At 69.4% G+C, this 23943-nt stretch carries 21 protein-coding genes; 12 read left to right on the top strand and 9 right to left on the bottom strand.

The window, feature by feature from the left end; translation table 11 throughout:
• Window positions 1–157: 157 nt before the first annotated feature.
• The 4 genes from E3T61_RS12595 (at window position 158) to E3T61_RS12580 (ending at window position 8316) form a co-directional block, all read left to right on the top strand.
• Window positions 158–2317 (top strand): S9 family peptidase, encoded by a 2160-nt coding sequence (locus tag E3T61_RS12595; RefSeq protein ID WP_134641213.1) that lies wholly within the window; start codon window positions 158–160, stop codon window positions 2315–2317.
• Window positions 2318–2431: 114 nt separating this feature from the next.
• The gene (locus E3T61_RS22090; protein ID WP_174777016.1) at window positions 2432–4732 is read left to right on the top strand and encodes a putative bifunctional diguanylate cyclase/phosphodiesterase; all 2301 of its coding nucleotides are present in this window, start codon (window positions 2432–2434) and stop codon (window positions 4730–4732) included.
• Between the two features lie 66 nt (window positions 4733–4798).
• Complete coding sequence (locus tag E3T61_RS12585; protein WP_134641211.1) at window positions 4799–5254, top strand: GyrI-like domain-containing protein; 456 nt, start codon at window positions 4799–4801, stop codon at window positions 5252–5254.
• Between the two features lie 59 nt (window positions 5255–5313).
• The gene (locus E3T61_RS12580; RefSeq protein ID WP_134641210.1) at window positions 5314–8316 is read left to right on the top strand and encodes a DEAD/DEAH box helicase; all 3003 of its coding nucleotides are present in this window, start codon (window positions 5314–5316) and stop codon (window positions 8314–8316) included.
• A 72-nt stretch (window positions 8317–8388) separates the two neighbouring features.
• On the opposite strand, the gene E3T61_RS12575 is transcribed toward E3T61_RS12580, so the two are convergent.
• Window positions 8389–9021, bottom strand: a complete 633-nt coding sequence (locus E3T61_RS12575) for an NADPH-dependent F420 reductase (RefSeq protein WP_134641209.1) — start codon at window positions 9019–9021, stop codon at window positions 8389–8391.
• A 110-nt stretch (window positions 9022–9131) separates the two neighbouring features.
• Here E3T61_RS12575 and E3T61_RS12570 point away from each other — a divergent pair, with 110 nt between their 5' ends.
• The gene (locus tag E3T61_RS12570; protein ID WP_198418687.1) at window positions 9132–9638 is read left to right on the top strand and encodes a MarR family winged helix-turn-helix transcriptional regulator; all 507 of its coding nucleotides are present in this window, start codon (window positions 9132–9134) and stop codon (window positions 9636–9638) included.
• Between the two features lie 21 nt (window positions 9639–9659).
• On the opposite strand, the gene E3T61_RS12565 is transcribed toward E3T61_RS12570, so the two are convergent.
• Complete coding sequence (locus tag E3T61_RS12565) at window positions 9660–13139, bottom strand: TM0106 family RecB-like putative nuclease (RefSeq protein WP_241992546.1); 3480 nt, start codon at window positions 13137–13139, stop codon at window positions 9660–9662.
• Window positions 13140–13235: 96 nt separating this feature from the next.
• On the opposite strand from E3T61_RS12565, the gene E3T61_RS12560 reads away from it, so the two are divergent.
• Window positions 13236–13526, top strand: coding sequence for a GNAT family N-acetyltransferase (locus E3T61_RS12560; RefSeq protein WP_134641208.1), 291 nt, complete (start codon window positions 13236–13238; stop codon window positions 13524–13526).
• A gap of 46 nt (window positions 13527–13572) precedes the next feature.
• Here E3T61_RS12560 and E3T61_RS12555 read toward each other — a convergent pair whose 3' ends face one another.
• Complete coding sequence (locus E3T61_RS12555; RefSeq protein ID WP_134641207.1) at window positions 13573–14823, bottom strand: exonuclease domain-containing protein; 1251 nt, start codon at window positions 14821–14823, stop codon at window positions 13573–13575.
• Between the two features lie 125 nt (window positions 14824–14948).
• Entirely contained in the window at window positions 14949–15677 is a 729-nt protein-coding gene (locus E3T61_RS12550; RefSeq protein WP_134641206.1) for an endonuclease/exonuclease/phosphatase family protein, read from the bottom strand.
• 185 nt (window positions 15678–15862) lie between these two features.
• Here E3T61_RS12550 and E3T61_RS12545 point away from each other — a divergent pair, with 185 nt between their 5' ends.
• From E3T61_RS12545 to E3T61_RS12535, 3 genes are all read left to right on the top strand, one after another.
• Window positions 15863–16072, top strand: a complete 210-nt coding sequence (locus tag E3T61_RS12545) for a hypothetical protein (protein WP_134641205.1) — start codon at window positions 15863–15865, stop codon at window positions 16070–16072.
• A gap of 124 nt (window positions 16073–16196) precedes the next feature.
• Window positions 16197–17048 carry a DUF4097 family beta strand repeat-containing protein gene (locus E3T61_RS12540; protein WP_134641204.1) on the top strand — a complete coding sequence of 284 codons (852 nt, stop codon included), beginning with the start codon at window positions 16197–16199 and terminating at the stop codon, window positions 17046–17048.
• A gap of 25 nt (window positions 17049–17073) precedes the next feature.
• Window positions 17074–17628, top strand: a complete 555-nt coding sequence (locus E3T61_RS12535; protein ID WP_134641203.1) for an MOSC domain-containing protein — start codon at window positions 17074–17076, stop codon at window positions 17626–17628.
• 84 nt (window positions 17629–17712) lie between these two features.
• Here the strand turns inward: E3T61_RS12535 and E3T61_RS12530 are convergent, their stop codons facing one another.
• Entirely contained in the window at window positions 17713–18579 is an 867-nt protein-coding gene (locus E3T61_RS12530; protein WP_134641202.1) for a DarT ssDNA thymidine ADP-ribosyltransferase family protein, read from the bottom strand.
• A 263-nt stretch (window positions 18580–18842) separates the two neighbouring features.
• Here E3T61_RS12530 and E3T61_RS12525 point away from each other — a divergent pair, with 263 nt between their 5' ends.
• Entirely contained in the window at window positions 18843–19529 is a 687-nt protein-coding gene (locus E3T61_RS12525) for a DedA family protein (protein ID WP_134641201.1), read from the top strand.
• Here the strand turns inward: E3T61_RS12525 and E3T61_RS12520 are convergent.
• Genes E3T61_RS12520 through cls form a run of 3 tightly spaced genes read right to left on the bottom strand, consistent with a single transcriptional unit; the run spans window position 19491 to window position 22213 of the window.
• Window positions 19491–19994, bottom strand: a complete 504-nt coding sequence (locus E3T61_RS12520; protein WP_134641200.1) for a cupin domain-containing protein — start codon at window positions 19992–19994, stop codon at window positions 19491–19493. The genes E3T61_RS12525 and E3T61_RS12520 overlap by 39 nt on opposite strands.
• Before the next feature lie 57 nt (window positions 19995–20051).
• Window positions 20052–20738 carry a GAP family protein gene (locus tag E3T61_RS12515; protein ID WP_166793226.1) on the bottom strand — a complete coding sequence of 229 codons (687 nt, stop codon included), beginning with the start codon at window positions 20736–20738 and terminating at the stop codon, window positions 20052–20054.
• 20 nt (window positions 20739–20758) lie between these two features.
• Entirely contained in the window at window positions 20759–22213 is a 1455-nt protein-coding gene (cls, locus tag E3T61_RS12510; RefSeq protein WP_134641198.1) for a cardiolipin synthase, read from the bottom strand.
• Window positions 22214–22404: 191 nt separating this feature from the next.
• Here cls and E3T61_RS12505 point away from each other — a divergent pair, with 191 nt between their 5' ends.
• Complete coding sequence (locus E3T61_RS12505) at window positions 22405–23148, top strand: META domain-containing protein (protein ID WP_134641197.1); 744 nt, start codon at window positions 22405–22407, stop codon at window positions 23146–23148.
• A gap of 31 nt (window positions 23149–23179) precedes the next feature.
• The gene (locus tag E3T61_RS12500) at window positions 23180–23512 is read left to right on the top strand and encodes a DUF4190 domain-containing protein (RefSeq protein WP_134641196.1); all 333 of its coding nucleotides are present in this window, start codon (window positions 23180–23182) and stop codon (window positions 23510–23512) included.
• 12 nt (window positions 23513–23524) lie between these two features.
• On the opposite strand, the gene E3T61_RS12495 is transcribed toward E3T61_RS12500, so the two are convergent.
• A partial coding sequence (locus E3T61_RS12495; RefSeq protein ID WP_478213450.1) for an aggregation-promoting factor C-terminal-like domain-containing protein occupies window positions 23525–23943 on the bottom strand: 419 nt, incomplete at its 5' end.

Below are 23943 nucleotides of genomic sequence, written 5' to 3'. Positions count from 1 at the left end.
TCAGCCCTTTCGTCGGTTCACCTGCCCCGAGCCTCACCCTAGGCCCCGGGATCGGACCGGTATCAACACCGGCCACCCCCAAACCGGGCGGGCAGGCGGGCACGCCCGCACCGCCCTCACACGGGACACGGTCGGATCGGATGGTTACGCTGAATGCATGAGCCTTCCTCCCGTCGCCGCCCAGAAGCCCACGCAGCGCATCCACCACAACGATGTGTACGTCGACAACTACGAGTGGTTGCGAGACAAGGATGCCCCCGAGGTCACGGCGCACCTCACGGCCGAGAACGCCTACACGGATGCCCGCACCGGCCACCTTGAGCTGCTGCAGGAGCAGATCTTCGAGGAGATCAAGGATCGCACCCAGGAGACCGACCTCAGTGTTCCGGTACGGCGGGGACAGTGGTGGCACTACACCCGCTCGGTCGAGGGCATGGAGTACGGCATCCACTGCCGCGCCCCCATCGCCGGCCCGGACGACTGGACTCCCCCGGTGGTCGAGCCCGCGACCGGCACAGACACCGTCGCTCCAGGCCTGCCCGGCGAGCAGATCCTGCTCGACGACAACACCGAGGCCACCGGCCACGACTTCTACTCCCTGGGCAGTTTCGACGTGAGCGACGACGGCACCCTGCTGCTCTACGCCGTCGACCTCGAGGGTGACGAGCGCTACACGGTGCGGGTGCGCACCATCGCCACCGGAGAGGACCTCGCCGACGAGATCCCGAACACCAGCGCCGGCGCCCTGTTCGACCCGAGCGGCCGTTACGTCTTCTACACAACCGTCGACGACGCCTGGCGTCCGGACACCGTCTGGCGCCACGAGGTGGGCGGCCAGGCAGCCGACGCCAAGGTGTTCACCGAGCCCGACGAGCGCTTCTGGGTGGGCGTCGGCCGCTCGCGCAGCAACCGCTACCTCATGATCGAGGCCGGCTCCAGCGTCACCAGCGAGACCTTCCTGCTCGACGCCAACGACCCCACCGGCGATTTCACCGTGGTCTGGCCGCGCCGTGACAACGTGGAGTACGACGTGGAGCACGCCGTCATCGACGGTGAGGATCGCCTGCTGATCGTGCACAATCACAACGCCGTGAACTTCGAACTGGTCAGCGTGCCGGCCGGCGACCCGCAGAGCGAGGGCCGAGTGGTGTTGCCGCACAACGAGCGCATCCGCCTCGAAAGCGTCGACGCGTTCCGGGACTTCGTGGTGGTGGAGTACCGCAAGGACGGGCTGACCCAGGTGGCCTACGCCACCAAGCGCGGCGGCGGCCTCACCGAGATCACCTTCGACGAAGAGCTCTACTCGGTCGGAACGGGCGGCAATCCGGAATGGGACCAACCGACCATCCGCCTGGGGTACACGAGCTTCGTGACCCCCTCGACGGTCTACGACTACGTGGTCGCGACCGGCGAGCTGCGACTGCTCAAGCAGCAGCCGGTGCTCGGCCACTACGACCCGTCCCTGTTCGAGCAGCGCCGCGAGTGGGCCGTGGCCGCCGACGGCACCAGGGTTCCCATCTCGATCGTCTATCGCACCGACCTCGTCGAGCCGGGCACGCCCGCGCCGACCCTGCTCTACGGCTACGGCTCCTACGAGATCAGCATCGACCCGTCGTTCAGCATCTCCAGGCTCAGCCTGCTCGACCGCGGCATGATCTTCGCGGTCGCCCACGTGCGCGGCGGCGGCGAGCTCGGCCGGCTCTGGTACGAGAACGGTAAGACCCACCAGAAGCGCAACTCGTTCACAGACTTCATCGCCTGCGCCGAGCACCTCATCGACTGCGGTTACACCTCGGCCGACAGACTCGTGGCCGAGGGCCGCAGCGCCGGCGGCCTGCTGATGGGCGCGGTGGCGAACATGGCCCCCTCCCTCTTCGCGGGCATCCTGGCCGGGGTACCGTTCGTCGACCCGCTCACCTCGATCCTCGACCCGAGCCTGCCGCTCACCGTGATCGAGTGGGACGAGTGGGGCGACCCGCTGCACGACGCCGAGGTGTACAGCTACATGAAGTCGTACTCACCGCTGGAGAACGTGCACCAGACGCACTATCCGCGCATCCTCGCCGTCACCAGCCTCAACGACACCCGGGTGCTCTACGTGGAGCCGGCCAAGTGGGTGGCCAGGCTCCGTGAAGTGGGCGCAGATGCGCTGCTGAAGACCGAGATGTCGGCCGGCCACGGCGGGGTCTCCGGCCGCTATGCCGGATGGCGCGAGCGGGCATTCGACTACGCCTGGCTGATCGACGTGGCCGGGGCGCATCCGTCGGGTGAAGGTGAATTGGCTTCCTTCGACAGTGCGGAGGCCGGCGCGGTTTAACCCGCGCCCGGGTCGGCATCCCTACCCCTGCTCAGGGGTGCTTGTCGACGCAGTAAAGTGAGCAGGTCGCGGCACTGTGTCCCGAAGATATCCAGTCTCGGAGGGAGCTCGGCCGTGAAGCCCGCGTCGACAGTTCCGAGCCGCATTCCGCGCCTGCTCCGCACAGATTGGGTCGTATTCGGCGGCATCGCCGTGGTGCTTGTCGCCAACCTGATCGGACTCGTTTCTCACGGTGACGGTTTCAACCCGTTCGTCGACGGCTGGCTGGCTGTGTTCAGCAACTGGGCGGCCGTGGTTCTTGTTGGGCTGGCCGTCGCCCGGGTGCGCCTCAGCCGCCCCGACGTGGTCTTCGCGGCGGCCGCGGTGACGGCGCTGGCCATCGGCGACACCGCCTACCGGCTGCTGCCCGGGGATGCCGGCACCGCTTTCACGCCCTCGCTCGCGGACGCCGGATACCTGTTGTTCTACGTCTTCATGGTCGCCACTCTCGCCGTGATCGCGCACCGGTCGTTGCGCGCCCAAGCCCGTCCGGTGCTTCTCACCAGCGCCGTCGGCGCGTTGGGCGCCACCTCGGTACTCGCCGTGCTGCTCGCGCCGGTCCTGGAGTCGGCCATCGCTTCCCCGTTCTCGATCTCGGTCCTGCTCAGCATGGCGTTCCCCCTGCTCGACCTGCTGCTGGTGGCGGCCCTGGCCGGCATTGCCGCGACACCGGCGAGGGTGCTGGGACGAAGCGGCCTGCTGCTTGTCGTCGGTCTGCTGCTCTTCGCCGCCGCCGACATCGTCTACGCCCAGCACGCGCAGGGGCAGCCGGTGCTGATCGGATCGGCTCTCAACGGCGCCTGGGCGATCGGCTTCGCCCTCATCACCTCCTGGGTTCTGGTCTCGGTGCGCGTTCGCGACCGGCCCGAACGACCGACGATGACGACCCTCGCCGCCGGCACCGGCGACGCCGCCTCGGCGGTCGCCGCCCCCATGGTCGCCACGGCGGCCAGCCTGGCCGTACTCCTGCTGGCCAGCCAGACCCGCGTCTCACTGCTGGCGGTGATCCTGGCCTGCGCAACCCTGGCCCTGGCGACGATCCCGCTGACCTTCCGGCAGCGCCTGCTGCACTCGCTCTCCCGCACCGACGAACTCACCGGCCTGCCCAACCGTCGGGCGCTGGCCGTGGATGTCTCCACCCGGCTTCGGGCAGCCGACGCCCGGCCGAGTGCGCTGCTGGTGCTGGACCTGGACCGGTTCAAGGAGATCAACGACAGCCTCGGCCACGAGGCCGGCGACAGGCTGCTCGAACGGATCGGCGCGCGCCTGTCCGGCGCTCTGCAGGCCGGTGACCTGCTCGCCCGGCTCGGCGGTGACGAGTTCGCAGTGCACCTGCACCACGCCGACGGCAAGCGCGCGTCGGCGATGGCCCGCCGGTTGCGGTCCGTGACCGCCCGGCCGCTCGTGATCGACGGCCTGAGCCTCGAACTCGGCCTGAGCATCGGTATCGCCCTCTCGCCCGAGCACGGCTCCGACCTGAGCGGGCTGATGCGCAAGGCCGACATGGCCATGTACGCGGCGAAAGCCACCCGGATGGGCCAGCGGATCTACTCCCCCGACGACGACAGCAACGACGAGGCCCGCCTGCGCACGCTGCACGAGCTGCGTGTCGGCCTGGCCGAGAATCAGCTTGTCCTGCACTTCCAACCCAAGGTCCACCTCGCCACGGACACGGTTCCCGGCGTCGAGGCGCTGGTGCGGTGGAACCATCCCACCAAGGGGTTGCTCTACCCCGGTGAGTTCCTGGACGTGGCCGAGACCGGCGGCCTGATGCGCACCCTCACCCGCGTGGTCCTCGAACTGGCCCTCGACCAGGCCGTGATCTGGCAGGACCAGGGTCGCAGCATCACCGTGGCCGTCAACCTGTCGTCACGGTCGCTGGCCGACTACCAGCTCGCCGGCGTGGTCACCGGGATGCTCACGGCACGGGGCCTGCCAGGCGCAGCCCTCATGCTCGAGGTGACCGAGGAGTTCCTGCTGGTGGACCGGCACCGGGCCCGCAACATCCTGATGCGCCTGCGGGAAGCCGGGGTGCTGATCGCCGTCGACGACTTCGGCACCGGCTACAGCTCGCTCGCCTACCTGCGCGACCTGCCGATCGACGAACTCAAGCTCGACCAGTCCTTCGTCATCCCGATGCTCGACGACGACCGGGCATCCGCTCTGGTCGCGTCCTCGATCCACCTCGGCCACAGCCTGGGGATGCGCATCGTGGCCGAGGGCGTCGAGACCGAGGAGGTGCTCGAGCAGCTGACGCGGTTCGACTGCGACGTGGCCCAGGGCTACCACCTGTCCCGGCCGATCCCCGCGGCGGAGCTGGAGCGCTGGCTCGATGCCCGCGCGGTGCTCCCGGCCGTGGTTCCCGCCCAGGGTTAGCCTCCGGCACCGGGTGTGCCGCACGCACGGGGCGGAATAGAGTGTCCCCGAGCGAAGGAGCACACCATGCAGATCGATCGTGTCGAATTGGAACCGCGCACCATGCTGGGGGTCCACGAGAGGGTCAAGATGGCCGACCTTACCGAGTATTTCGGCCGCGCCTTCGAGAAGTCGGCCGCGGCGCTGGCCGAGCAGGGCCTGGCCCCCGCCGGGCCGCCGCTGGCGCTCTATCACGGCATGCCCACCGACACCGTCGACGTCACCGCGGGCTTTCCGGTCGCCGGCGCCGCCCACGGTAGCGCCGACGTGGTGGTGACCGAGTTGCCCGCCGGCGAGGCCATCACGAGCATCTACACGGGCCCCTACGACGGGATGACCCGCACCTACGACCAGATCGCGGCCTGGCTCCAGGAGCAGGACCTCACAACGGGGGCGGATATGTGGGAGGAATACCTCACCGGCCCCGACTCCGATCCGGACCCCGCGACCTGGCAGACCCGCATCGTGTTCCCGCTCGCCTGAGCGGCCCCCCGGCGCCGGTCCCGGCCCGGCTGTCGGCGGGTGCGTGAGAACATTGAGCCATGCCGCCCACCGTCCCGCCCGACTGGAAGTCGGCCGTTGAGGCTCTCACCGGCGACGCCCCGGCGGATCAGACGCTGCCGGCCATCGCCGGGCCGGACGACGCCCGCACGGCCATGGGCCTGCTCTTCGAACTGCGCGAGCAGACCCCGCGCAGCAACGATCGCTGGCGCGGCGCCACCGCCGTGCGCGCCTCGGCGAGCCGGGCCGGGGCCGGTGCCATCAGGCTCGGCGTGCGCCCGGTGATCCTGAGCGACTCCGGTAAGTGGGTGAAGTCCACGATCACCTGGAGCAACGTGGGCTACCAGCTCAATCGGCTGGGCCTCAACGTTGAACAGCACCGCTGGTTCTGCCAGTTCGTGCCGCTGCACAGGGTGGATCGGCCGGTATACAACGGCCAGGACACCGAGTGGCTCTACCTCGATGAGTTCGAGAGCCCGCTGCTCTGGCATCTGCTCACTGAGGCGAACCGTCTGGGCATCGCCCTGGTCGGCAGCCACAAGGACGCCGCCGTGACCGTGGCGGGCACGGCGACCGTGGCGCTGGATGCCGTGCGGACTGCCGAGGCCCTCACCCTCTCCCCGGTGCTCAGCATCGACGGGCAGGGGCATCCGGTCGATGCCGCCGGCGCTCTCGGCGACCACGGCGTCTACGCCTACCGGCTCGGCGCCGACGCCGCCATCGTGCTGGCCCCGAGCATCGAGCCACTCAGCACCGAACAGCGCCGCCTGCTCGGCAGTCCCGGTGGCCGTACGCCGGCCACACCCGACCTGGTGGTGCCGGCCGGTGAGGTCGACGAGTTCCTGCGCGCGTACTACCCGGCCCTGCGCCGCAGCCTGCCGATCGAGAGCGCGGATGCCTCCATCCAGTTCCCGCCGCCACCGCCGCCGGTGCTCGTACATACCGTGAGCTTCCAACCCAAGCAGGCGGTGCGGCTGGACTGGCAGTGGCAGGGCGACCGCGACGACGAGGCCGAAGACGATGTGCTGCACCGGCTGAACACCGCCCTGCCCGACCTCTCGGCACCGGCAGACCCCGCCGCGCCGGCCGTGACCCTCACCGGCCTCCCCGCCGCGGAATACACCGACAAGACCCTGCCCCGGCTCGAGACGATCGCGGGGGTGTGGGTGCAGCTGGTCGGCGAGAAGCCGGACTACCGCGAGCTCACCGCCACCCCGCAACTGATCGTGACGACGGTGGAGACCGAGAAGCGCGACTGGTTCGACCTCGGCGTGATCGTGCGGATCGACGGCCGCAGCATCCCGTTCAACCCGATCTTCACGGCCCTCGCGAAGGGCCGGAAGAAGCTGCTGCTGGTGGACAACAGCTACCTCTCGCTCACCCAGCCGGTTTTCGACCGGCTGCGGGAACTCATCGAGGAAGCCAGGGCGCTGTCGGAGTGGGAGACCGGGCTGCGCATCAACCGGCACCAGGCCAGCCTGTGGTCGGACTTCGAGGACCTCGCCGACGAGACCGAGCAGGCCGTGTCGTGGCGGGCTGCGGTGGGCGGGCTGCTGCAGCTCGAGCGCGGCCAGGCAAACGCCGAGGGTGTCGCGGCCCTGCCCCGGGCCACCCCGCTGCCGGCCGGCCTGAACGCCACCCTGCGCCCGTACCAGCGCGCCGGTTACGAATGGCTGGTGTTCCTCTGGGAGCACGGCCTGGGCGGCATCCTCGCCGACGACATGGGCCTGGGCAAGACCCTGCAGGTGCTGGCCCTGCTCAGTCACGCCGTGCAGCACCCGGCCGATCCCGTGGCGCCCGCACGGCCGTTCCTGGTCGTCGCGCCCACCTCCGTGGTGGCCAATTGGCTGGCCGAAGCGGCGAAGTTCACGCCGGGGTTGCGGGTCGGCTCCGTCACCAGCACCCAGGCCACCAGCGGGCGTCCCCTGGCCGACCAGGCGCGGAACGTCGATGTGCTCGTCACCTCCTACGCGCTGTTCCGCCTCGACTTCGACGCCTACCAGGCGCACGGCTGGGCGGGTCTGATCCTGGACGAGGCCCAGTTCGTGAAGAACCGCACCTCGCAGGTGTACCGCTCGGCCGTCTACATCGACGTACCGTTCACGTTGGCGGTGACCGGCACTCCGGTGGAGAACAACCTGCTCGAGCTGTGGGCGCTGTTCTCCATCGTGGCCCCCGGCCTGTTCCCCTCGGCCCGACGGTTCACCGAGGAGTACCTGCGCCCGGCCGAGCGCGGGGTGCGTTCCCAGGCGGAGCTGATCGGTCGGCTGCGGCGGCGCATCCGCCCGCTGATGCTGCGGCGCACCAAGGATGTCGTGGCCCGCGACCTGCCGGCCAAGCAGGAGCAGGTGCTGCGCATCGACCTCGATCCCGAGCACCGCGAGATCTACGACACCTTCCTGCAGCGGGAGCGGCAGAAGCTGCTGGGACTGATGGACGATCTGGAGGCCAATCGGTTCATCGTGTTCAGGTCGATCACACTGTTGCGGATGCTGAGCTTGGACGCGTCGCTGGTCGACGACCAGTATGCGGGCGTGCCCTCGAGCAAGCTCGACGCGCTGTTCGAGCAACTCGACGAGGTGGTCGCCGAGGGCCACCGTGCGCTGATCTTCAGCCAGTTCACGTCCTACCTGGCCCTGGCCGCCGCGCGACTGGACGCACGCGGCGTGCGGTACAGCTACCTGGACGGCTCGACCACCGACCGCCCGGGCGTCATCGACGAGTTCAAGACCGGGGATGCCCCGGTGTTCCTGATCAGCCTCAAGGCCGGCGGCTTCGGCCTGAACCTCACCGAGGCCGACTACGTGTTCCTGCTCGACCCGTGGTGGAACCCGGCCAGCGAGAGCCAGGCCATCGACCGCACGCACCGCATCGGCCAGACCCGCAATGTGATGGTCTACAGGCTCGTTGCCGCCGACACGATCGAGGAGAAGGTGATGGCCCTGAAGGAGTCCAAGGCCAAGCTGGTCGAGGCGGTCCTCGACGACGAGGCCGTCTTCGCGAAGACTCTCACCGCCGACGACATCCGCGCCTTACTCGAATAGGGCCCGCGAACCGTGAGAAAAGCCCCAAAAATCGCGGATTTTCGGGGCTTTTCTCACAGTTCGCGGGGGTGGTTACTTGACCAGGGCGAAACCACCGGTCCAGCCCGTGGCGCCTGCGGCGGCGAGGGTGAGCTGCAGGAAGCCGAGCGCCTCGAGCTCGCGGGCGCGCTTGAGGGCACCGGCGTCCAGGGCCAGCACGCCACCGGCGACCAGCAGGCCGATGAGGGCGTTCTTGGCGTCGGTGTCGTCGCCGGCGACCAGCACCGTGGTGGGCGCGACGCCGTTGACGCCGCCGGTGGCCAGGGTGGCCGCGAAGGTGGTGTTGAACGCCTTCAGCACGCGGGCGCCGGGGACGGCCTCGGCGATGACCTGCGCGGCGGAGCCGTCGGCCGGCACCACGAGCGAGTCGAAGGTGGCGAAGTCGAGCGGGTTGGTGATGTCGACGAGGATCTTGCCGTCGAGCCGGCCCTGGTACTGCGCGAGGACTCCGGCGACAGCCGGGTACGGCAGCGCGAGAACAACGATCTCGCCGGTGAGGGCGTCGCCCACGACTCCGGCGACGACGGATGCGCCCGCCTGGGTGGCCGCGGTCCTGGTCTTCTCGGCATCCTGCGCCAGCAGCTGAACTGAGGCGCCGCCCTTGGCCGCGATCGCCGCGATGGCGGTTCCCATGTTGCCGGCCCCGATGATGCTGATGCTCGTCATGACGTACTCCCTCTCGCCTTCCGGCGGATGATTAGTTGTTGATACAAGTAATGTACCGCCTTTTACTTGTCGCGTCAACCAAACTCGGCCTGGCTTGATAAGCTGTGCCCATGGACACGAACGAAACGCCCGCCGTGCAGGGACTCAATCCGGCCCAGATGCACGCGTGGCTGCGTTTTGTCGCCGTGGTGGAACTGGTGCCCGGGCTGCTGGACTCCCAGCTGCAGCGCGACTCCGCGCTGAGCCACTTCGAGTACTACGTGCTCGCCATGCTCTCCGAGGCGCCCGACCGCACCCTGCGGATGACCGGGCTGTCGTCGATGACGAATTCCAGCCTGCCGAGACTGTCGCATGTGGTGCGCCGCCTCGAGGACCGTGGCCTAGTGCAACGCACCCCGTGCCCGAGCGACCGCCGAGCCACCAACGCCTCCCTCACCGAGGCGGGCTGGGCCGTGGTGCAGGCCGCCGCGCCCGGGCACGTGCGCACCGTGCGGGAGAACGTGATCGACCCCCTCACCGACGAACAGGTGGCCCAGCTGGACGCCATCTCGAACCAGCTGCTGATGAAGCTCGACCCCACCAATCGCCTCAACCCCGGGGTCCCGAAGGGAGCCTGAGCCGACGGCCGTCGTGCCGGGTCAGCCCTCGACGAGTTCGATGAACGCGCTCAGCTGCGCGAGCGTGCCAGCGTTGTGCGGCAGGGCATCCGTGAGTGCGGGCGAGTAGAGCAGGTAGGCCGCCCACTGGGCGCGGGAGATGGCCACGTTGAGCCGGTTCGCCAGCAGCAGGAACTCCAGCCCGCGCGGAACCTCCTCCGCGCTGGACGCCGCCAGCGACACGATGGCCACGGCCGCCTCCCGCCCCTGGAACTTGTCGACGGTGCCGACCGACACGTCGTGCCAGCCGCCCAGGGCCAGTCGCTGCCGAATCACCTCGACCTGCGCGTTGTACGGGGCGACGACGATGAGATCCTGCTGGCCGAGCGGGGTGCTCGCGCCGTTCACGGTCCAGCTGCGACCGAGCAGCGAGCCGATCAGACCGGCCACGGCCTCGGCCTCCTCGGGCGACGAGGTGGAGTTGAACGTGTGCGGCACGGGCAGCGGATGCAGGCCAGGAATGATGCCGTCCAGGTGCCGGTCAGCGGCCTGGGATTCAAGCTTGCCCTCGTAGGAGAGCCTGGACACCGGCGCACACACCGCAGGGTGCATCCGCCAGCTCTTCGCGAGGAAGTAGCCGAACTCGGGCGGGAGCACATCGTGCCCATCGGTGAGCCAGCCGAGCGCCGAGACGTCCACGGGCTCGGGGTGGGAGCCCTGGCTCACCTGCGGCAGCTGCTGCGGGTCGCCGAGCAGCAGCAGGCGCCGGGCCGCGACGGCGGAGGCGATGGTGCTGGCCAGTGAGAACTGGCCGGCCTCGTCGATCACGAGCAGATCGAGCGAGCCCGGTTCGATGCGGGCGGCGTTGCTGAAGTCCCAGGCGGTGCCGCCGAGCACGAACCCGCCGGCCTGGCCGGTGAACTCGGCGAACCGGTTGGGCGCCAACGCAGTCCAGCCGTTCTCCCGCGGCTCCTCCCCCGCCTTGGCCTTCTTGCCCACGCGCTCTGAGCCGAGTCCGGCCTTGAGCACGGCGCTGAGCATGTTCTCCACGGTGGCGTGCGATTGGGCGACAACCCCGATCTTCCAGCCGTGGTCACGCACCAGCTCGGCGATCACGCGGGAGCCCGTGTAGGTTTTGCCGGTGCCAGGCGGGCCCTGCACCGCCAGATAGGACCTGTCGATGCCGAGCAGGCTGTCCCGGATGGCCGTGGTGATGTCGCCCCCGCTGGTCGAGCTCAGGACCCCACGTGGCGCCACCCGCCGCAAAATGTCCAGCGCCGCATCCGGCAGCATGGCCGGCAATGTGTCGAGCACCCGCTGGCCCCACTCGGCGATCGCGGGCACCTGGGTGCCCGGTGGTGGCGGGGTGGCCGGGGCCAGCGCCATGGGCAGCTGGTCGTAGGCATCGACGCCGCGGCCGAGCTTCTCGGTGACGTAGAGCACCTCCTCGCCGGTGACCTCGTCGACCAGGCCGGTGATCTCGGTGCGTTCGTGGGCCACCCGGGAGCCGGGCTCGCCGGTCACACCGAGCGGCGGGTAGGGCGCGTCGTAGAGCAGGAACGGTTTCTGGCCGAGCTTGAGCGAGCTGCCCGGCGCCGGCTCCCCCTCGATGCGCAGCACCCTGGACAGGTTGCGGTCCCGACCCGCCAGGGCCCAGTCGCGGTCGACGGTGACGGCCGTCACGATCAGAACGTCGCGGGTGGCCGACCATTCGTCGACGGGGTTCCGCAGCCGGTCGAAGTGCTCCTGCCAGAACTTCTTGCCCTCCCGGCGGTGGTAGTCGATGGCGGCGGAGGCCAGGGCGATCGCGGTCTGGTCCGCCGTGCGGTCGCCGGCCGGGGCATCCGCCACCTGGGCGGCGAGGGCCAGGTAGACCGGGCTGGGCTCCCGCACCGGGATGGCGAGCTCGAGGTCGCGGGATGCCGCTCGTGGGATGCCGGCCTCGTCAGCGCGGGCCAGCAGCCAGTCGCGCAGGCGCAGGGTGGAGAGGCAGTCGTATTCGTTGTAGTCGGCAATGGCGTCCAGCTTGGCCTGGGCGGCATCCGTCTGCCCGGCCCTGAACAGGTCGCGGGAATCGGCGTACTCGGTGATGGAATCGGCAGCGTTGTCGACGCCCTCGCGGTGGTCGTCGCCCATATAGAGCGGTTCGAGTTTCTTGATCGAGTAGCTGCGGGAACCCACCCGCAGGCTCTTCTTGACCACCGGATACAGGTCAACCAGAACGTTGTCGCGAAGCAGATCGTCGACGGCGTCTTCACCCACACCGTGCCGCGCGGCCAACGAGAGCAGGTGGGTGCGCTCGTACGCCGCGTAGTGGTAGATGTGCAGGTTCGGGTACCGGGCGCGGCGCTGGGCGACGTAGGCCAGGAAGTCGATCAGGGCCTGGCGCTCCTCGGCGTAGTCGTGCGCCCAGAACGGACGGAAGGTGCCGTCGGTCTCGATAAGGCCGAAGAGGTAGTCCAGGCCCCACTCGGGGCTGTCGGTGCCGGCGGCCGTCTCGCTGTAGAGCGGGTCGCCCTCGAAGTCGAAGAAGATGTCACCGGCGTCGGGCTCGGGCAGGGCGCCGAGAGCCACCGGGTTGTAGACCTCGAAGGCGGGGGCGTCGGTGTGGCCGGGCTGCCCGGTGGCGAGCTGGCGGGACTGCAGCTGCAGCCGGGCCTGGGCGCGGAGGGCGTCGGTCGTGGCATCCACGAGCCCGTCGACCGGGCCGGTGCTCGCCGCGAGCGCCTCGATGGTGGTCAGGCCGGCCTCCAGCAGGTGCCGACGCTGGGTGAGCCGCATGCCGGCGACGAGCAGCACATCGCGGTGGGCCTCGACCTCCACGGAACAGGCCGCGCAGCGCCCGCAGGCGGTGTACCGCGGGTCACCCCACGGGGTGGGCTGCGGGTCGGCGACGCGTTCGTCGATGAGGCGCTCGAGCCGGGCGCGGCGCTTGCGGTAGACCGGCAGGATGTCGCGGAGCCTGTGTGTGCTGGTGCGGCCGTCGCCGAGCAACAGGTGCACGTGCTCGCCGGTGCGGATGCCGAGCCGGTCGAGTTGGTCGCTGTACGCGGCCACCTGCAACAGCGCGGTGATCTTCGCGGAACGGGCCAGTTTGGTGTCATAGACCTCGTACGCGCCGCGCTCGGTGCGCATGATGAAGTCGGCGAACCCGACAAAACGGCCATCGAAGAAGGTGGCCTGGAAGAGCACATCGGCCCCGGCCCTGAAGGCCTCGGCCGTGGCGGCCGCCGCCGCCGGCAGCTCGCGCATCGACGGACGGGCGAACTCGACCACGTCGCGGTTCTGCCGCAGTCGTTCCAGATAGCGCAGCTCGTGTTCGTCGCCCAGGGCGCCGGCCCGGCGCAGCATGGCGTCGCCTTCGTCGGGCACGGTGTCGATCCGGCCCAGCTTGCCGTCGAGCTTACGCATGACGGCCCACTCGCAGCCCGCGGCGGCACCGAGGTCGCTGGCACTGAAGATCACCGTCGTTTGTGCCGACGGCTGTGCTGCCGGCTGTGCTGTCGAATCGAGCAAGAACACGAAGGCGCCTCCACCTGCTGGGATGTCGTCAGGTTACCGGAGACCTCCGACACCGGCCCGCTCCCCGCAGCCCGGGCGGCGGTCTACGCTTAACCAGTGACCACAGTCCTCGTCCACGAACCGGATGCCTCCCGCTACGCCCTTTACATCGACGGCGAGCTCGCGGCCCTGGCCGACTACCTCGTGCGGGGCGACACTGTGTCGTTCAACCACACATTCACCGATCCCCACCGCCGAGGCCAGGGCCTGGCCGGGCAGGTCGTGCGGTTCGCGATGGACGACGTCGAGGTCACCGGCACCCGCGCCGTGTCGCCGGACTGCTGGTACGTGGCCAGATGGTTCGCCAAGCATCCCGAGCGTTCGAATCTGCTGCGGGTGCGCGGCTGACCTCTCCGCGGCTCGGGATTCCGGTGTCCTGAGAAATGCCCGGCGCTCAGGCTCCGGCGAAGCGTGCGCCGGCCAGCCGGGCGAGGGTGGCCTCGTCGACGATGGGGATGCCGTAGTCGCGGGCCTTGCGGGCCTTGCCGGAGAGCGAGTCGGGGTCTGCGGCGACGAGCAGCTTGACCTTCTTGGTCACCGCGCGCCAGGGCACCAGGCCGAGGTCACGGAGCTCCCGCTCCAGGTCGCTGCGGGTGCGGCTCATCTCCCCGGTCAGTACGACCAGGTCGCCGGCCACTAGCGCGAAGCCCGCACCGGCCGAAACCGCGGTGGCCAGCGCCGGCGTCTGCTGCCGGGTCTCGTCGAGGGATGCCGCGATGGTGTCGGTGGGAAGCGCGAGGAGCATGCCCACGCTCACGAGGTCGGCCAGTTCAGCGCCGGTGAGGATGCCGTCCGACCAGGCGAGTGCGGTCAGCGCCGCGTAGTACTGCCGGTGCAGCGACTCGCAGGTGGCCCGGCCCAAGCCGAGGTCGGCGGCCAGGCGCACCAGCGACTGGGCCTCGTGCACCGAGAGCGCCCGGTCGAGCAGGCAGCGGTCGAGCAGGGCCAGATAGTCCACGTATTCGGCCGGGCCCGCCACATCCGGCAGCCGGGTGGTGATGCGTTCGAGGAACGAGTCCGCGGTCATCGGGTGCGACGAGACCGTACGGGCGCACCACAGCACCGACGAGGCCTCAACGGTAGGCCACCGCGACACGGCGGCCGCATCGAGGTGGGCGAACCAGAACTCCGGCGCATCCGCCGCCTCGATGTACGCGGCGAGCAGCTGCGCGGTGGCGAACGCGTCGACCGAGGCACGATGGGCGCCGCCCGGATCGATGTCGAGGGCCGCGCAGCAGTCGGCGAGGGAACGCCCGGCGCCGGGCAGGAAGTCGCGGGCCAGCTGCATCGTGCACAGGCTCACGACCTCGGCGGGCGGGGTATGGCCGGCCCGGCTCAGTTCGGCCAGCAGAAAGCGGATGTCGAAACTCGCGTTGTGCGCCACGACGACCCGGCCGCGCAGCAGGTCGATGAGCTGCGGGGCGATCTCGGTGAAGGAGGGCGCGTCCAGCACGTCGGCGGCGCGGATGCCGTGGATGTCCTGCCGGCCGAGGTCCCGGCGCGGGTTCACCAGCGTTTCCCAGCGGCCTTCGATCCGTCCCCGGTCGGAGACGTGCACCACGGCCAGCTCGATGACCCTGTCGTTATGGGCGGGAAAAAGACCCGTGGTTTCGAAATCGATCACAGCGAAGCCAGAACCGGCCATGGGGCTCCTTCGCATTGGATATGCCTGACTCTAGACCCGTGGGCAGGTCGGACCGCGCCACGGGTCTGTGGCAGTGCTGGAGCGGATCGGCCGGGTGGCGGTTCCGCGGGGAACGGCAGGTGCCGCTAGATCGAGAACTCTCCGTCGACCGGGGCAGCGACGGTCACCGCGGGAGCGGCCGGGACGGTGCCGTAGGACGAGGTGACCAGGATCGGCATGTGGTCGGAGGTGCCGCGCGGCAGCGTCTCGACGTTGTCGATGGTGAGGCCCACCGAGGTGGCCAGGTCGAAGTGGCCGCGGAAGAATTTGTACCGGGTGTAGGTGCGGCTGTCGCTCAGCGTGAGGTCGTAGCCGGACTCCCTGACCTCGTTGCTGAGGTGCTTCTTGAAGATCGGGTAGTTGTAGTCCCCCACCATCAGCGTGGGCAGGTTCGGGCCCAGCACGGCGAGTTCCTCGTGCGCCGACCGGATCTGGTTGCGCCGCAGCGAGTTGAGCGCCGTCAGGGGCGCGGCGTGGAACGAGGCCACCACCAGTTCCCGCTGCGCGGCCATGTCGAACAGGCGGGTGCCGATCAGCCGTTCGTGCGCCGGCGTGAGCACCAGGTCGTGCAGCGACTTCTTGAGCGCAAAGGTCTGGGTCTTCTGCGCGGTGAACCGGTCCCGCCGGTAGTACACCGCCAGCCCCAGCCGGTTGCGGGTGGTGGAATCCGCCAGGTGCAACAGGCCGACCTCGGCCGGCAGGTCGAGCGTGTCGCACTCCTGCAGGCACAGCAGGTCGGGGTCGTATTGCTCCGCCAGGGCGATGAGTTCCCCGCTGGCACGGTTCTTGCGCAAGTTGTAGCTGATGACCTTCACGTCAGACCTATCTATGAATCGACGGTAGACATCAAGCCTACGTTCGCTGGGTGACGAAAGCAGCATCGGCGCCGCCCGCACTCGACAGGCCCTGCGAGTATTCCGGGTCTGCTGGGAGCGCGCTGGTACCGTTGGTCTCGGACCGGCGCCCGAACGCCGACCGCCACAGATTGGATGCTCACCCCGTGAAACCCTGGACGTTCACCACGTATACAGTTGCCGCTTTCGCGTGCAGCGGCCTCGCCCTGGCCCTCCTGATCCTCAACGCCGCCACCGGCAATGAGATGCTGTCAACGCTGCTGCCCCTGGCCATCGGGGCGCTTGTGCTTGGCGGCATCTTCTCGGTGCGCGCCCGCGTGCTGCGCTACCGCAACAGGGACATCACCAAGAGCTGACCCGGCGCGGCCCCGCCGTATCGGGGCGACCGAAACCCTGCTACCGTCCCCAGCACGGATGCCTCGCGGCACGCTCTGGCGTGCCCGGCGCCGTTGACCGGCCGCTAACTGGGGAGCTCCTGCCATGACCGATGCCTCAGCGCCGTCAGCGCCGTCAGCGCCGTCACCACCGTCACCACCATCACCGGCGGCACCGGCAGGGAAGCGCCCGACTCCCCTGTGGCGCATCCTGCTGTACATATTCATCCCGATCGTCGGGCTGCTCCTGCTCATCACGGCCTTCGCTTTCGCGTTGTGGGGACGGAGCGGTTCGGTGGATCGGAGCGCGGACCTCGCGCCGGGCACCAGCCTGAGCGTGGAGATGCGAAACGCCGAGATCGTGCTGGCCGCGAGCACCGACGACCAGGTGCACGTGCGCATGACCGGGTCGTACTTCGGTAACGAGCCCACCCTCTCCGCTCGCACCGACGGCGGCGTCACCGAGGTGCGCGGCGGTTGCCGGTCCCAGTTCTTCTCCCGCTGCTCCGTCACCGTCACCGTGCAACTGCCCCGGGCACTGCCGGTCACCGCGGTCGGCGAGAACGGCCGCATCACGGCATCCGGGCTCACCGGCCGGGTCACCCTGAGCACGACCAACGGCGTCATCGAGACCGTCGGCACGGTGGGACGGGTGGACCTGCAGACCACCAACGGCGCTATCCGGGTGACCGAGGCCGTCTCCAAGTCCGTGGCCGCGTCGACCACCAACGGGTCCGTCACCCTGGAGTTCGCGGATGCGCCGGAGGTGGTCGACGCCGGCAGCACCAACGGGCAGATCACCGTTCGGGTGCCCGTGGACGGGGTGACCTACCGGGTCACCGCGCAGACCACAAACGGCTCCGTGACCGACGACACCGTCCCGTCCGACAGCACCTCGCGTCGCGCCATCACCGCGCAGACCACCAACGGCTCCGTCACTATCGAGGCCGCACGGTAGCGCGCCGATCTGCAAGGATGGCGGCATGAGCGAGCAGCAGACAGGCATGATTGCGGCCGTGAGCCGGGACGACAAGCACCGGTTCAGCAAGCCGGTGGTGGCCGGCATCCGCCTGGTGGCCGGGCACGGCGTCGAGGGCGACTCCCACGCCGGGGCCACCACCCAGCACCGCTACCTGATCCGCACCGATCCGGCCAGGGCCAATCTCACCCAGGTGCACCTGCTGCGCTCGGAGTTGCTGACCGAGCTCGCGGCCGAGGGGTTCGACGTCTCCCCCGGTCAACTCGGCGAGAACATCACAACCACCGGCATCGACCTACTGGCGCTGCCGCTCGGCACCCGGCTGCACCTCGGCGCCGAGGCCGTTGTGGAGGTCACCGGCATGCGGGACCCCTGCTCGATGATCGACAAGTTCCAGTCCGGCCTCAAGGGCGCGCTCAAGCACACGGATGCGGCGGGCCGCATCGTGCGGAAGGCCGGCATCATGGGCATCGTGCTGGTCAGCGGCGAGGTGGCCCCGGGTGACGACCTGCGCGTGGAGCTCCCCGCCGGCGAGCAGCTGCCCCTGGGCGTCGTGTAATCGGGAAAAAGTGACTTCCCTAGGACGGAATCAGACCGAGAGTCCTAATTTCCGCCCTTTTTCCCGATAAACGTCCCACGCGGGTTAGTCCTCGTCGGTCGGGTGGAACCACGGCGGGTAGACGGCGACCTTGGGCTTGTGGCTGGCGGCCGCGAGGATCGGCTTGACGGCATCCCGCACCCGGTCGTTGGCGACGCCGATCAGGGTGATCAGGCCGAACGGCACCTCGCCGGGCACGAGCAGCTCGGCCTTGAGGATGGTGTCGGAGTCGAGGTCGGCGCGGAGCACGCGCAGCATCCGGTCGGCCGTGTCGGCCGTGGCGCCGAACCGGGTGGCGGCGAACGCGGCGTCGCCATCGGTCACGGTGAAGTGGCTGGCGGACGGGTCGGCCGCGGCGGCGACCTGTGCGTCGAGAACCTTCTTGACGGTGGAGACCAGGATCACGAAGTCGAACGCGGCGGCGTCGTGGGCGTCGTCGGAGAGGCGCGGGTCGAGCGACTGCGCGCGGATGTTCTCCCAGACCAGGGCGTTGGGCGAGAGGAAGAAGGGCACGTGGTCGGCGACGGCGAGGCTGTCGGCGCCGGCGACGCGGGCATCGCGGCGGGCGTCGCGGTTCGCGGATGACGAGATGTCGACGACGGGACGGTCGGCCCAGTCGTCGCTACTGTCGGCCAGCAGCCGGCCGGTGGCCAGGATGCCGGGCAGGTTGCGGATGTGGGTGAGGTGGTAGATGCGCTGCTCGCCGACATTGTCGTCGTTGCGCTTGGTCTTGGCGGTGCCCGTGGTGATCGGGGCGACGATGGTGCGCAGCGCCGTCGGCGCCTCGGGTGTGCGTGCTCGGCTGGCACGCGGGGCGCGGGCAGCGGGCACGGTCGGTGCGACGGGGGCGGCGGGTGGGAAACACAGGGCGCACAGCTCCCCGTCCAGTCCGTGGATGCATTCCTCGTTCACTACTCAACCCTTCGTGTGCGCAGGCTCGGCCGCGTCGGGTTCGACGGACGTGTGCCTACCTATCTAAGTTACGGTCATTTCGCCGCCCGCGGTGACACAACCTTCCCCGTCCGGGGGTGATCCGCTCTGGATCCGGGTCCAAACGGGCGTTTGAGCCCTGGCAGGGCCACAGATCGGTGGCCCGGCAGGAATCATCCCATCGGCGTGGGGAATCGTCCCTCAGATCGACGCGGGCGCATCGGGGCGCTCCCTACCGTGGGATTATGCCTGCCGTCGACGCCCTCAACGCCCTCGTCCTTGCCCTCGCCGGGTCGGCCTGGGTCTACCCCGTCGTGTTCGCCCTGGTGGTCGTGGACGGGTTCTTCCCGCCGCTTCCGAGCGAGACCGTTGTCGTAGCTCTCGGCGCCCTGGCCATCTCGGCCGGGGCGCCGAATCTGGGTTGGCTCATCGGGGTGGTCACGGCGGGCGCCGTGCTCGGCGACAGCATCGCCTACCTGATCGGCCGGCGCATCGGCCTGACCAGGTTCGGCTGGCAGCGTCGCCCCGCGGTGGCGCGAATCGCCGACAAGGCCCGCACTGCCCTGCTCAACCGCCCGGCATCCCTGCTGCTCACCGCGAGATACATCCCCGTCGGCCGGGTTGCGGTCAACATGACCGCAGGGGCAACAGGCTTCCCGATCCGCCGGTTCCTGCCGCTGGCCGCGCTCAGCGGGCTCGCCTGGGCCACCGCCTCCGTGCTGGTCGGCGTGCTCGCCGGCGCCTGGCTGCAGAGCAACCCGCTTCTCGGTGCACTGCTGGCGGTGGCCGCGGCCCTGCTGCTGGGCGTGCTCATCGACGCCGTTGTGCTGCGAGTCGTGCGCAACCGCACCGCCCGGCAGACCGGCAACCGTGCCCAGCGGGGCGAGACGCCGTCACTCCATCGAGAAGTCGGCGAAGTCGAAGCCGGGTGACACCAGGCAGCTCACCAGGGCGTCCTCGTCGCTCGGCACCGTGCGCTGCCAGACATCCGGCGGGATGATCACCTGGCTGCGTTCGCCGCGCAGCAGCCGGCCGCCGACAACAGGGCTGGTCTCCGTGTCGGGTTCGTCGCCGTCGCCGCCGAGTTCGAGCTGCACCGCACCCTGGCCGTTCCAGATCCAGATCTCGCTGGAGGCCACCCGGTGCCAGGCCGAGAACTCCCCGGCCGGCAACAGAAAGTGGATGAGCGTGGCCGCCGGACGCACCCGCTCTGAGCCGTCGGCATCCGTGAGCGTCACGGCCACGGGCGAGGTCCAGGTGCGCCGGTACCAGCCGCCTTCCGGATGCGGCTCCAGGCCCAACTCGATCGCCGACGCCGGGCGCTCCAGACGTTCGATGAACTCGCCGGCGGCAGTGCGGCGGGTGGCGAGGCGGCTGTTCTGGTCGTTCGTGGCCATCGGTTCTCTCCATGTGGGGTGGGGGGGGCGCAACTCCTGCAATTCTGCCGGAGTTGCTCAGCCCAGAAGTTGCCCGGCCAGCTGGGCGAGACCGGTCAGCACCAGGAACACCCCGAGAAGCAGCACCGTGATGACCGTGATCAGCGACATGTTGCGCACCAGCCAACCGCGCAGCCCCACCAGCCGCACCCGTACAGCAGGGCCGCCGAACGCGTAGGCCAGCACCGGGCCGAGCATGGTGATCGAGGCCAGCGCGGTGAAGACCGCCACCGAGATCAGGATGCCGGTCGGGTCGGTGTGCGCGCCCAGGATCACCACCCCGGCAGCGGCGGCCATCACCAGGTTCTTCGGCCTGAAGGCGGCGTAGCCGACCCCGATGATGGTCGCCCGCGCCGGGGTCAGCCGGTCGAGGGCGTTCAACCAGCGCGGCAGCGGCACCTCCACACCGCGTTGCGGCCGGTCGTGCCACTGCACCAGGCCCAGAACGATCAGGACGATGCCGAGCACCAGCGGCACCACCACCTGCAGCGCGCGGCTGCCGGCCGACCTGTCGTGCGGCAACAGCGACGACAACAGCGCGAGCAGCGTCGCAGAGAACAACACCCCGACGAACCAGCCGATGCTGAACCCCGCGGCCGCCTTGAACCCGTCTGGCGCGAGCAGCATCAGCAGCAGTCCGGCCAACGGCAGCGGGCTGAGCGCAATGGTCAACGCCAGTGGCAACAGCTGGCCCCACTCGTTCACCCGCGCACCTCCCGTTCCGGCTATTGCAGTGACGAGGTCAGCCGGGCCAGGTTGTCGAACACCTTGGCGCCGGCGGGGCGGCCGAGCCAGTCGGCCAGTTCCACCTTGCTGCTGTTGGCCCGGTAGCCGTCCTGCACCTCGCGCATCCGCCGCACAAAATCGGCCCCGTGCACGAGTACCGACACCTCCATGTTCAGGCTGAACGAGCGGATGTCCATATTGCTCGACCCCACCACCGACACGTCATCGTCGATGGTGAAGTGCTTCGCGTGCAGGACCGTGGGCTCGGCATAGAGGTAGATCGACACCCCGGCCCGCAGCAGTTCCTCGTAGTACGACCGCTGCGCGTGGTAGACGAGCGCCTGGTCGCCGATGTGCGAGGCGAACAGTTCCACCTCCACACCGCGCGACGCCGCCGTGACGATGGCCAGCATCGTCGATTCCTCCGGCACGAAGTAGGGGCTGGTGATGCTGACCCGGCGCTCGGCCTTCTGGATGAGCATGGCGTAGAGCTTGAGATTGTTGTCATTCTCGAAGCTCGGCCCGCTCGGCAGCACCTGGGCGTCGAGTAGGTCCGGCGCCGGATCGAGCACGATCGGCGACGTGTCGAAGGGCAGCACCTCATTCGTTTCGCTGTACCAGTCGGCCAGGAACACCGCGTTCAGCTCACGCACCGCCGGCCCCTCGATGCGCATCATCAGCTCGTGCCAGCGCAGCCCGCGTTTGAGGTTGCCTGGCTTGAGGTAGGTGGCGTCGATCATGTTCTGCGAGCCACTGAAACCCAGCCGCCCGTCGACGACAAGAAGTTTGCGGTGGTTGCGCATATCCGGCCGGCGCCACTGGCCCTTCCAGAATCGCAGCGGCAGCAGCGCGTGCCACTCGGCGCCCATGTCGGCCAGCGCCGCGAGGGTTTCCTTGCGGCGCGGCAGCATCAGGCAGGCAAGGTAGTCAGAGAGTACCTTGACCTGCACGCCGCGTTGGACCGCCCGGGCCAGGGCATCGAAGAACGGCTGGGTGACGCTGTCGAGCACCAGGATGTAGAACTGCACGTGCACGAATTCGGTGGCCTCGTCGACGGCCTGAACCATTCGCATGATGGAGTCCTCGTAATCCGGCAGCAGCTCCACCCGGTTGCCGCCCACCATCGGCAGCGCGCCGAGGTTGCGGTTCAGCCGCACCGCCGACCCCAGCCAGGCGGGCCACTCGTCGCGGTGGCTGACCTGGTCAAGGCCCTCGGTGCGGGCCAGGATCAACTCGTTCACCTCGCGCTGTTTCTCACGGCGAGCCTTCGGCAGCCGCCCGACGCCCACCAACAGGAAGATCAGCACGCCGAGGTACGGGATGAAGATGATCGCCAGCACCCAGGCGATGGCCGCGGATGGCCGCCGGTTGGCCGACACATAGACGGTGGCGATGAGCACCAGCAGGGCGTGCAGCGCCACCAGCAGCCAGGCACCGAGCTGAAAATCCACCATCGTTCCTCCCAGGTTTCGTCGTGAACCTACACCGGCATCACCGTGCGCACGACACATATCCGCGCCCCGGCTGGGCAATCCGCCGTTGCCTCCGGCGCCAGGTTGCATTAGATTGCCGGTGCGGTGAGCGCCGCGTCTGGTCAGCTGCACCGCATGCTGCACGGCGCCCGACCGGCCGAGAGGTAACGCGCATGGCACATTTGTCCCCCGCCCGAATCTTGGTGTTCTCGGCTCTCGCGCTGCTGACCGTGGCCGGCTGCACCATCCAGACGCCGAACACGGCGTCCCCGAACACGGCCACCCCGTCTGGTACTGCTCAGCCCGGCGCGTTGGTGGGCACCTGGGTGATCGACCAGACCTTCGACAGCCCGGAGCAGCCCTACGTGTCATTCGTGCAGGACAACACCTGGAGCGCCTCGGACGGCTGCAACCGGGTGCAGGGCACCTGGGAGCTCAGCGCGGACGGCACCCTGACCACGACGTCGGGCCCGCAGACCATGATGGCGTGCGACGGCGCCCAGCTGCCGTTGGCGGTCAGCCGCGGCACGAGTGTGGAGGTCGACGGCGACACCCTGGTCATCCACAGCTCGTTCGACTCGACCGAGACCACCCTGGTGCGCTCGACCGACAGCACCGTCGGTCCGCAGGGTCGCCCGATCGGCTACTGGGTGGAGTCGAACACCCCGACCGCCCCGTTCCTGTCCATTCAGGCCGACGGCCGGTACTCCGGCAATGACGGCTGCAATGTGCTCACCGGCACCTGGGAGCAGGCCGACGACGAGGCGATCCTGCTCACTCCCGGCGCGACGACGCTGAGGGCCTGCGAGGGCGTCGACCAGTGGCTGAACCAGGCCGTGCAGGGCAGGGTGCGCGCCGGCGTGATGACACTGCAAGCGGCCGACGGCACCGTGGTCGGCCAGCTCACGGCACGCTGAACCGACACAACCTGCTGAGAGGAGGCTTCACGTGGGCGCCTATCCGATCACGATCGTGCTCATCGTGGGTGGTGCGATCGCGCTGATCTTCCTGCTGCGGTTCGGCATCCGCCAGAACGCGAAGGCGGCAGCGGTGGACCCGGATCCGGACGCCACCGGCGCGCTGGCCGTACTCAGCTTCGTGCTGGCGCTGATCCTGCCGGTGATCGGGGTGGTGCTGGCCCACGTCACGCTGGCCCGTATCGCCCGCGGCGAGGCGAGCGGACGGGTGTTCGCCTACGCCGCCCTGTGGGTGGGGTATGCGCTGATCGCCCTCGAGGTGGGGGTCGTCGTCTTCCTCTACCAGAACAACTACTGGACCTGACCGGCCTCGGGCTTAGTACCAGTCCATCGCCTGCGAGTGTGACCAGGCGGCGCACGGGGTGCCGTAGGAGCCGTTGATGTACTCGAGGCCCCAGGCGATCTGGGTGGCCGCGTTGGTCTTCCAGTCCGAGCCGGCCGAGGCCATCTTGCTGCCGGGCAGGGCCTGCGGGATGCCGGTGGCGCCGCCGTTGTCGTTGTAGGCCGTGTACTTCCACTCGGATTCCTTCTGCCAGAGCTGGACGAGGCAGGAGAACTGGGACTCGCCCCAGCCGTAGCGGGAGGAGGCCAGGCTCGCGGCGGTGGCCTTGGCCCCGGCGGGGGTGTTGCCGGCGGAAAGGGCTTCGGCGGCGGCCTGCGCCTCGGCAGCGGCCTGGGCTTCGGCGGCGGCCTGCGCGGCGGCGGCCTCGACGGCGACGCGGTCGGCCTCGGCGG

Source organism: Cryobacterium lactosi, assembly GCF_004403945.1.
Taxonomy (GTDB): Bacteria; Actinomycetota; Actinomycetes; order Actinomycetales; family Microbacteriaceae; genus Cryobacterium; species Cryobacterium lactosi.
This window is presented reverse-complemented; position numbering and strand designations above follow the sequence as displayed.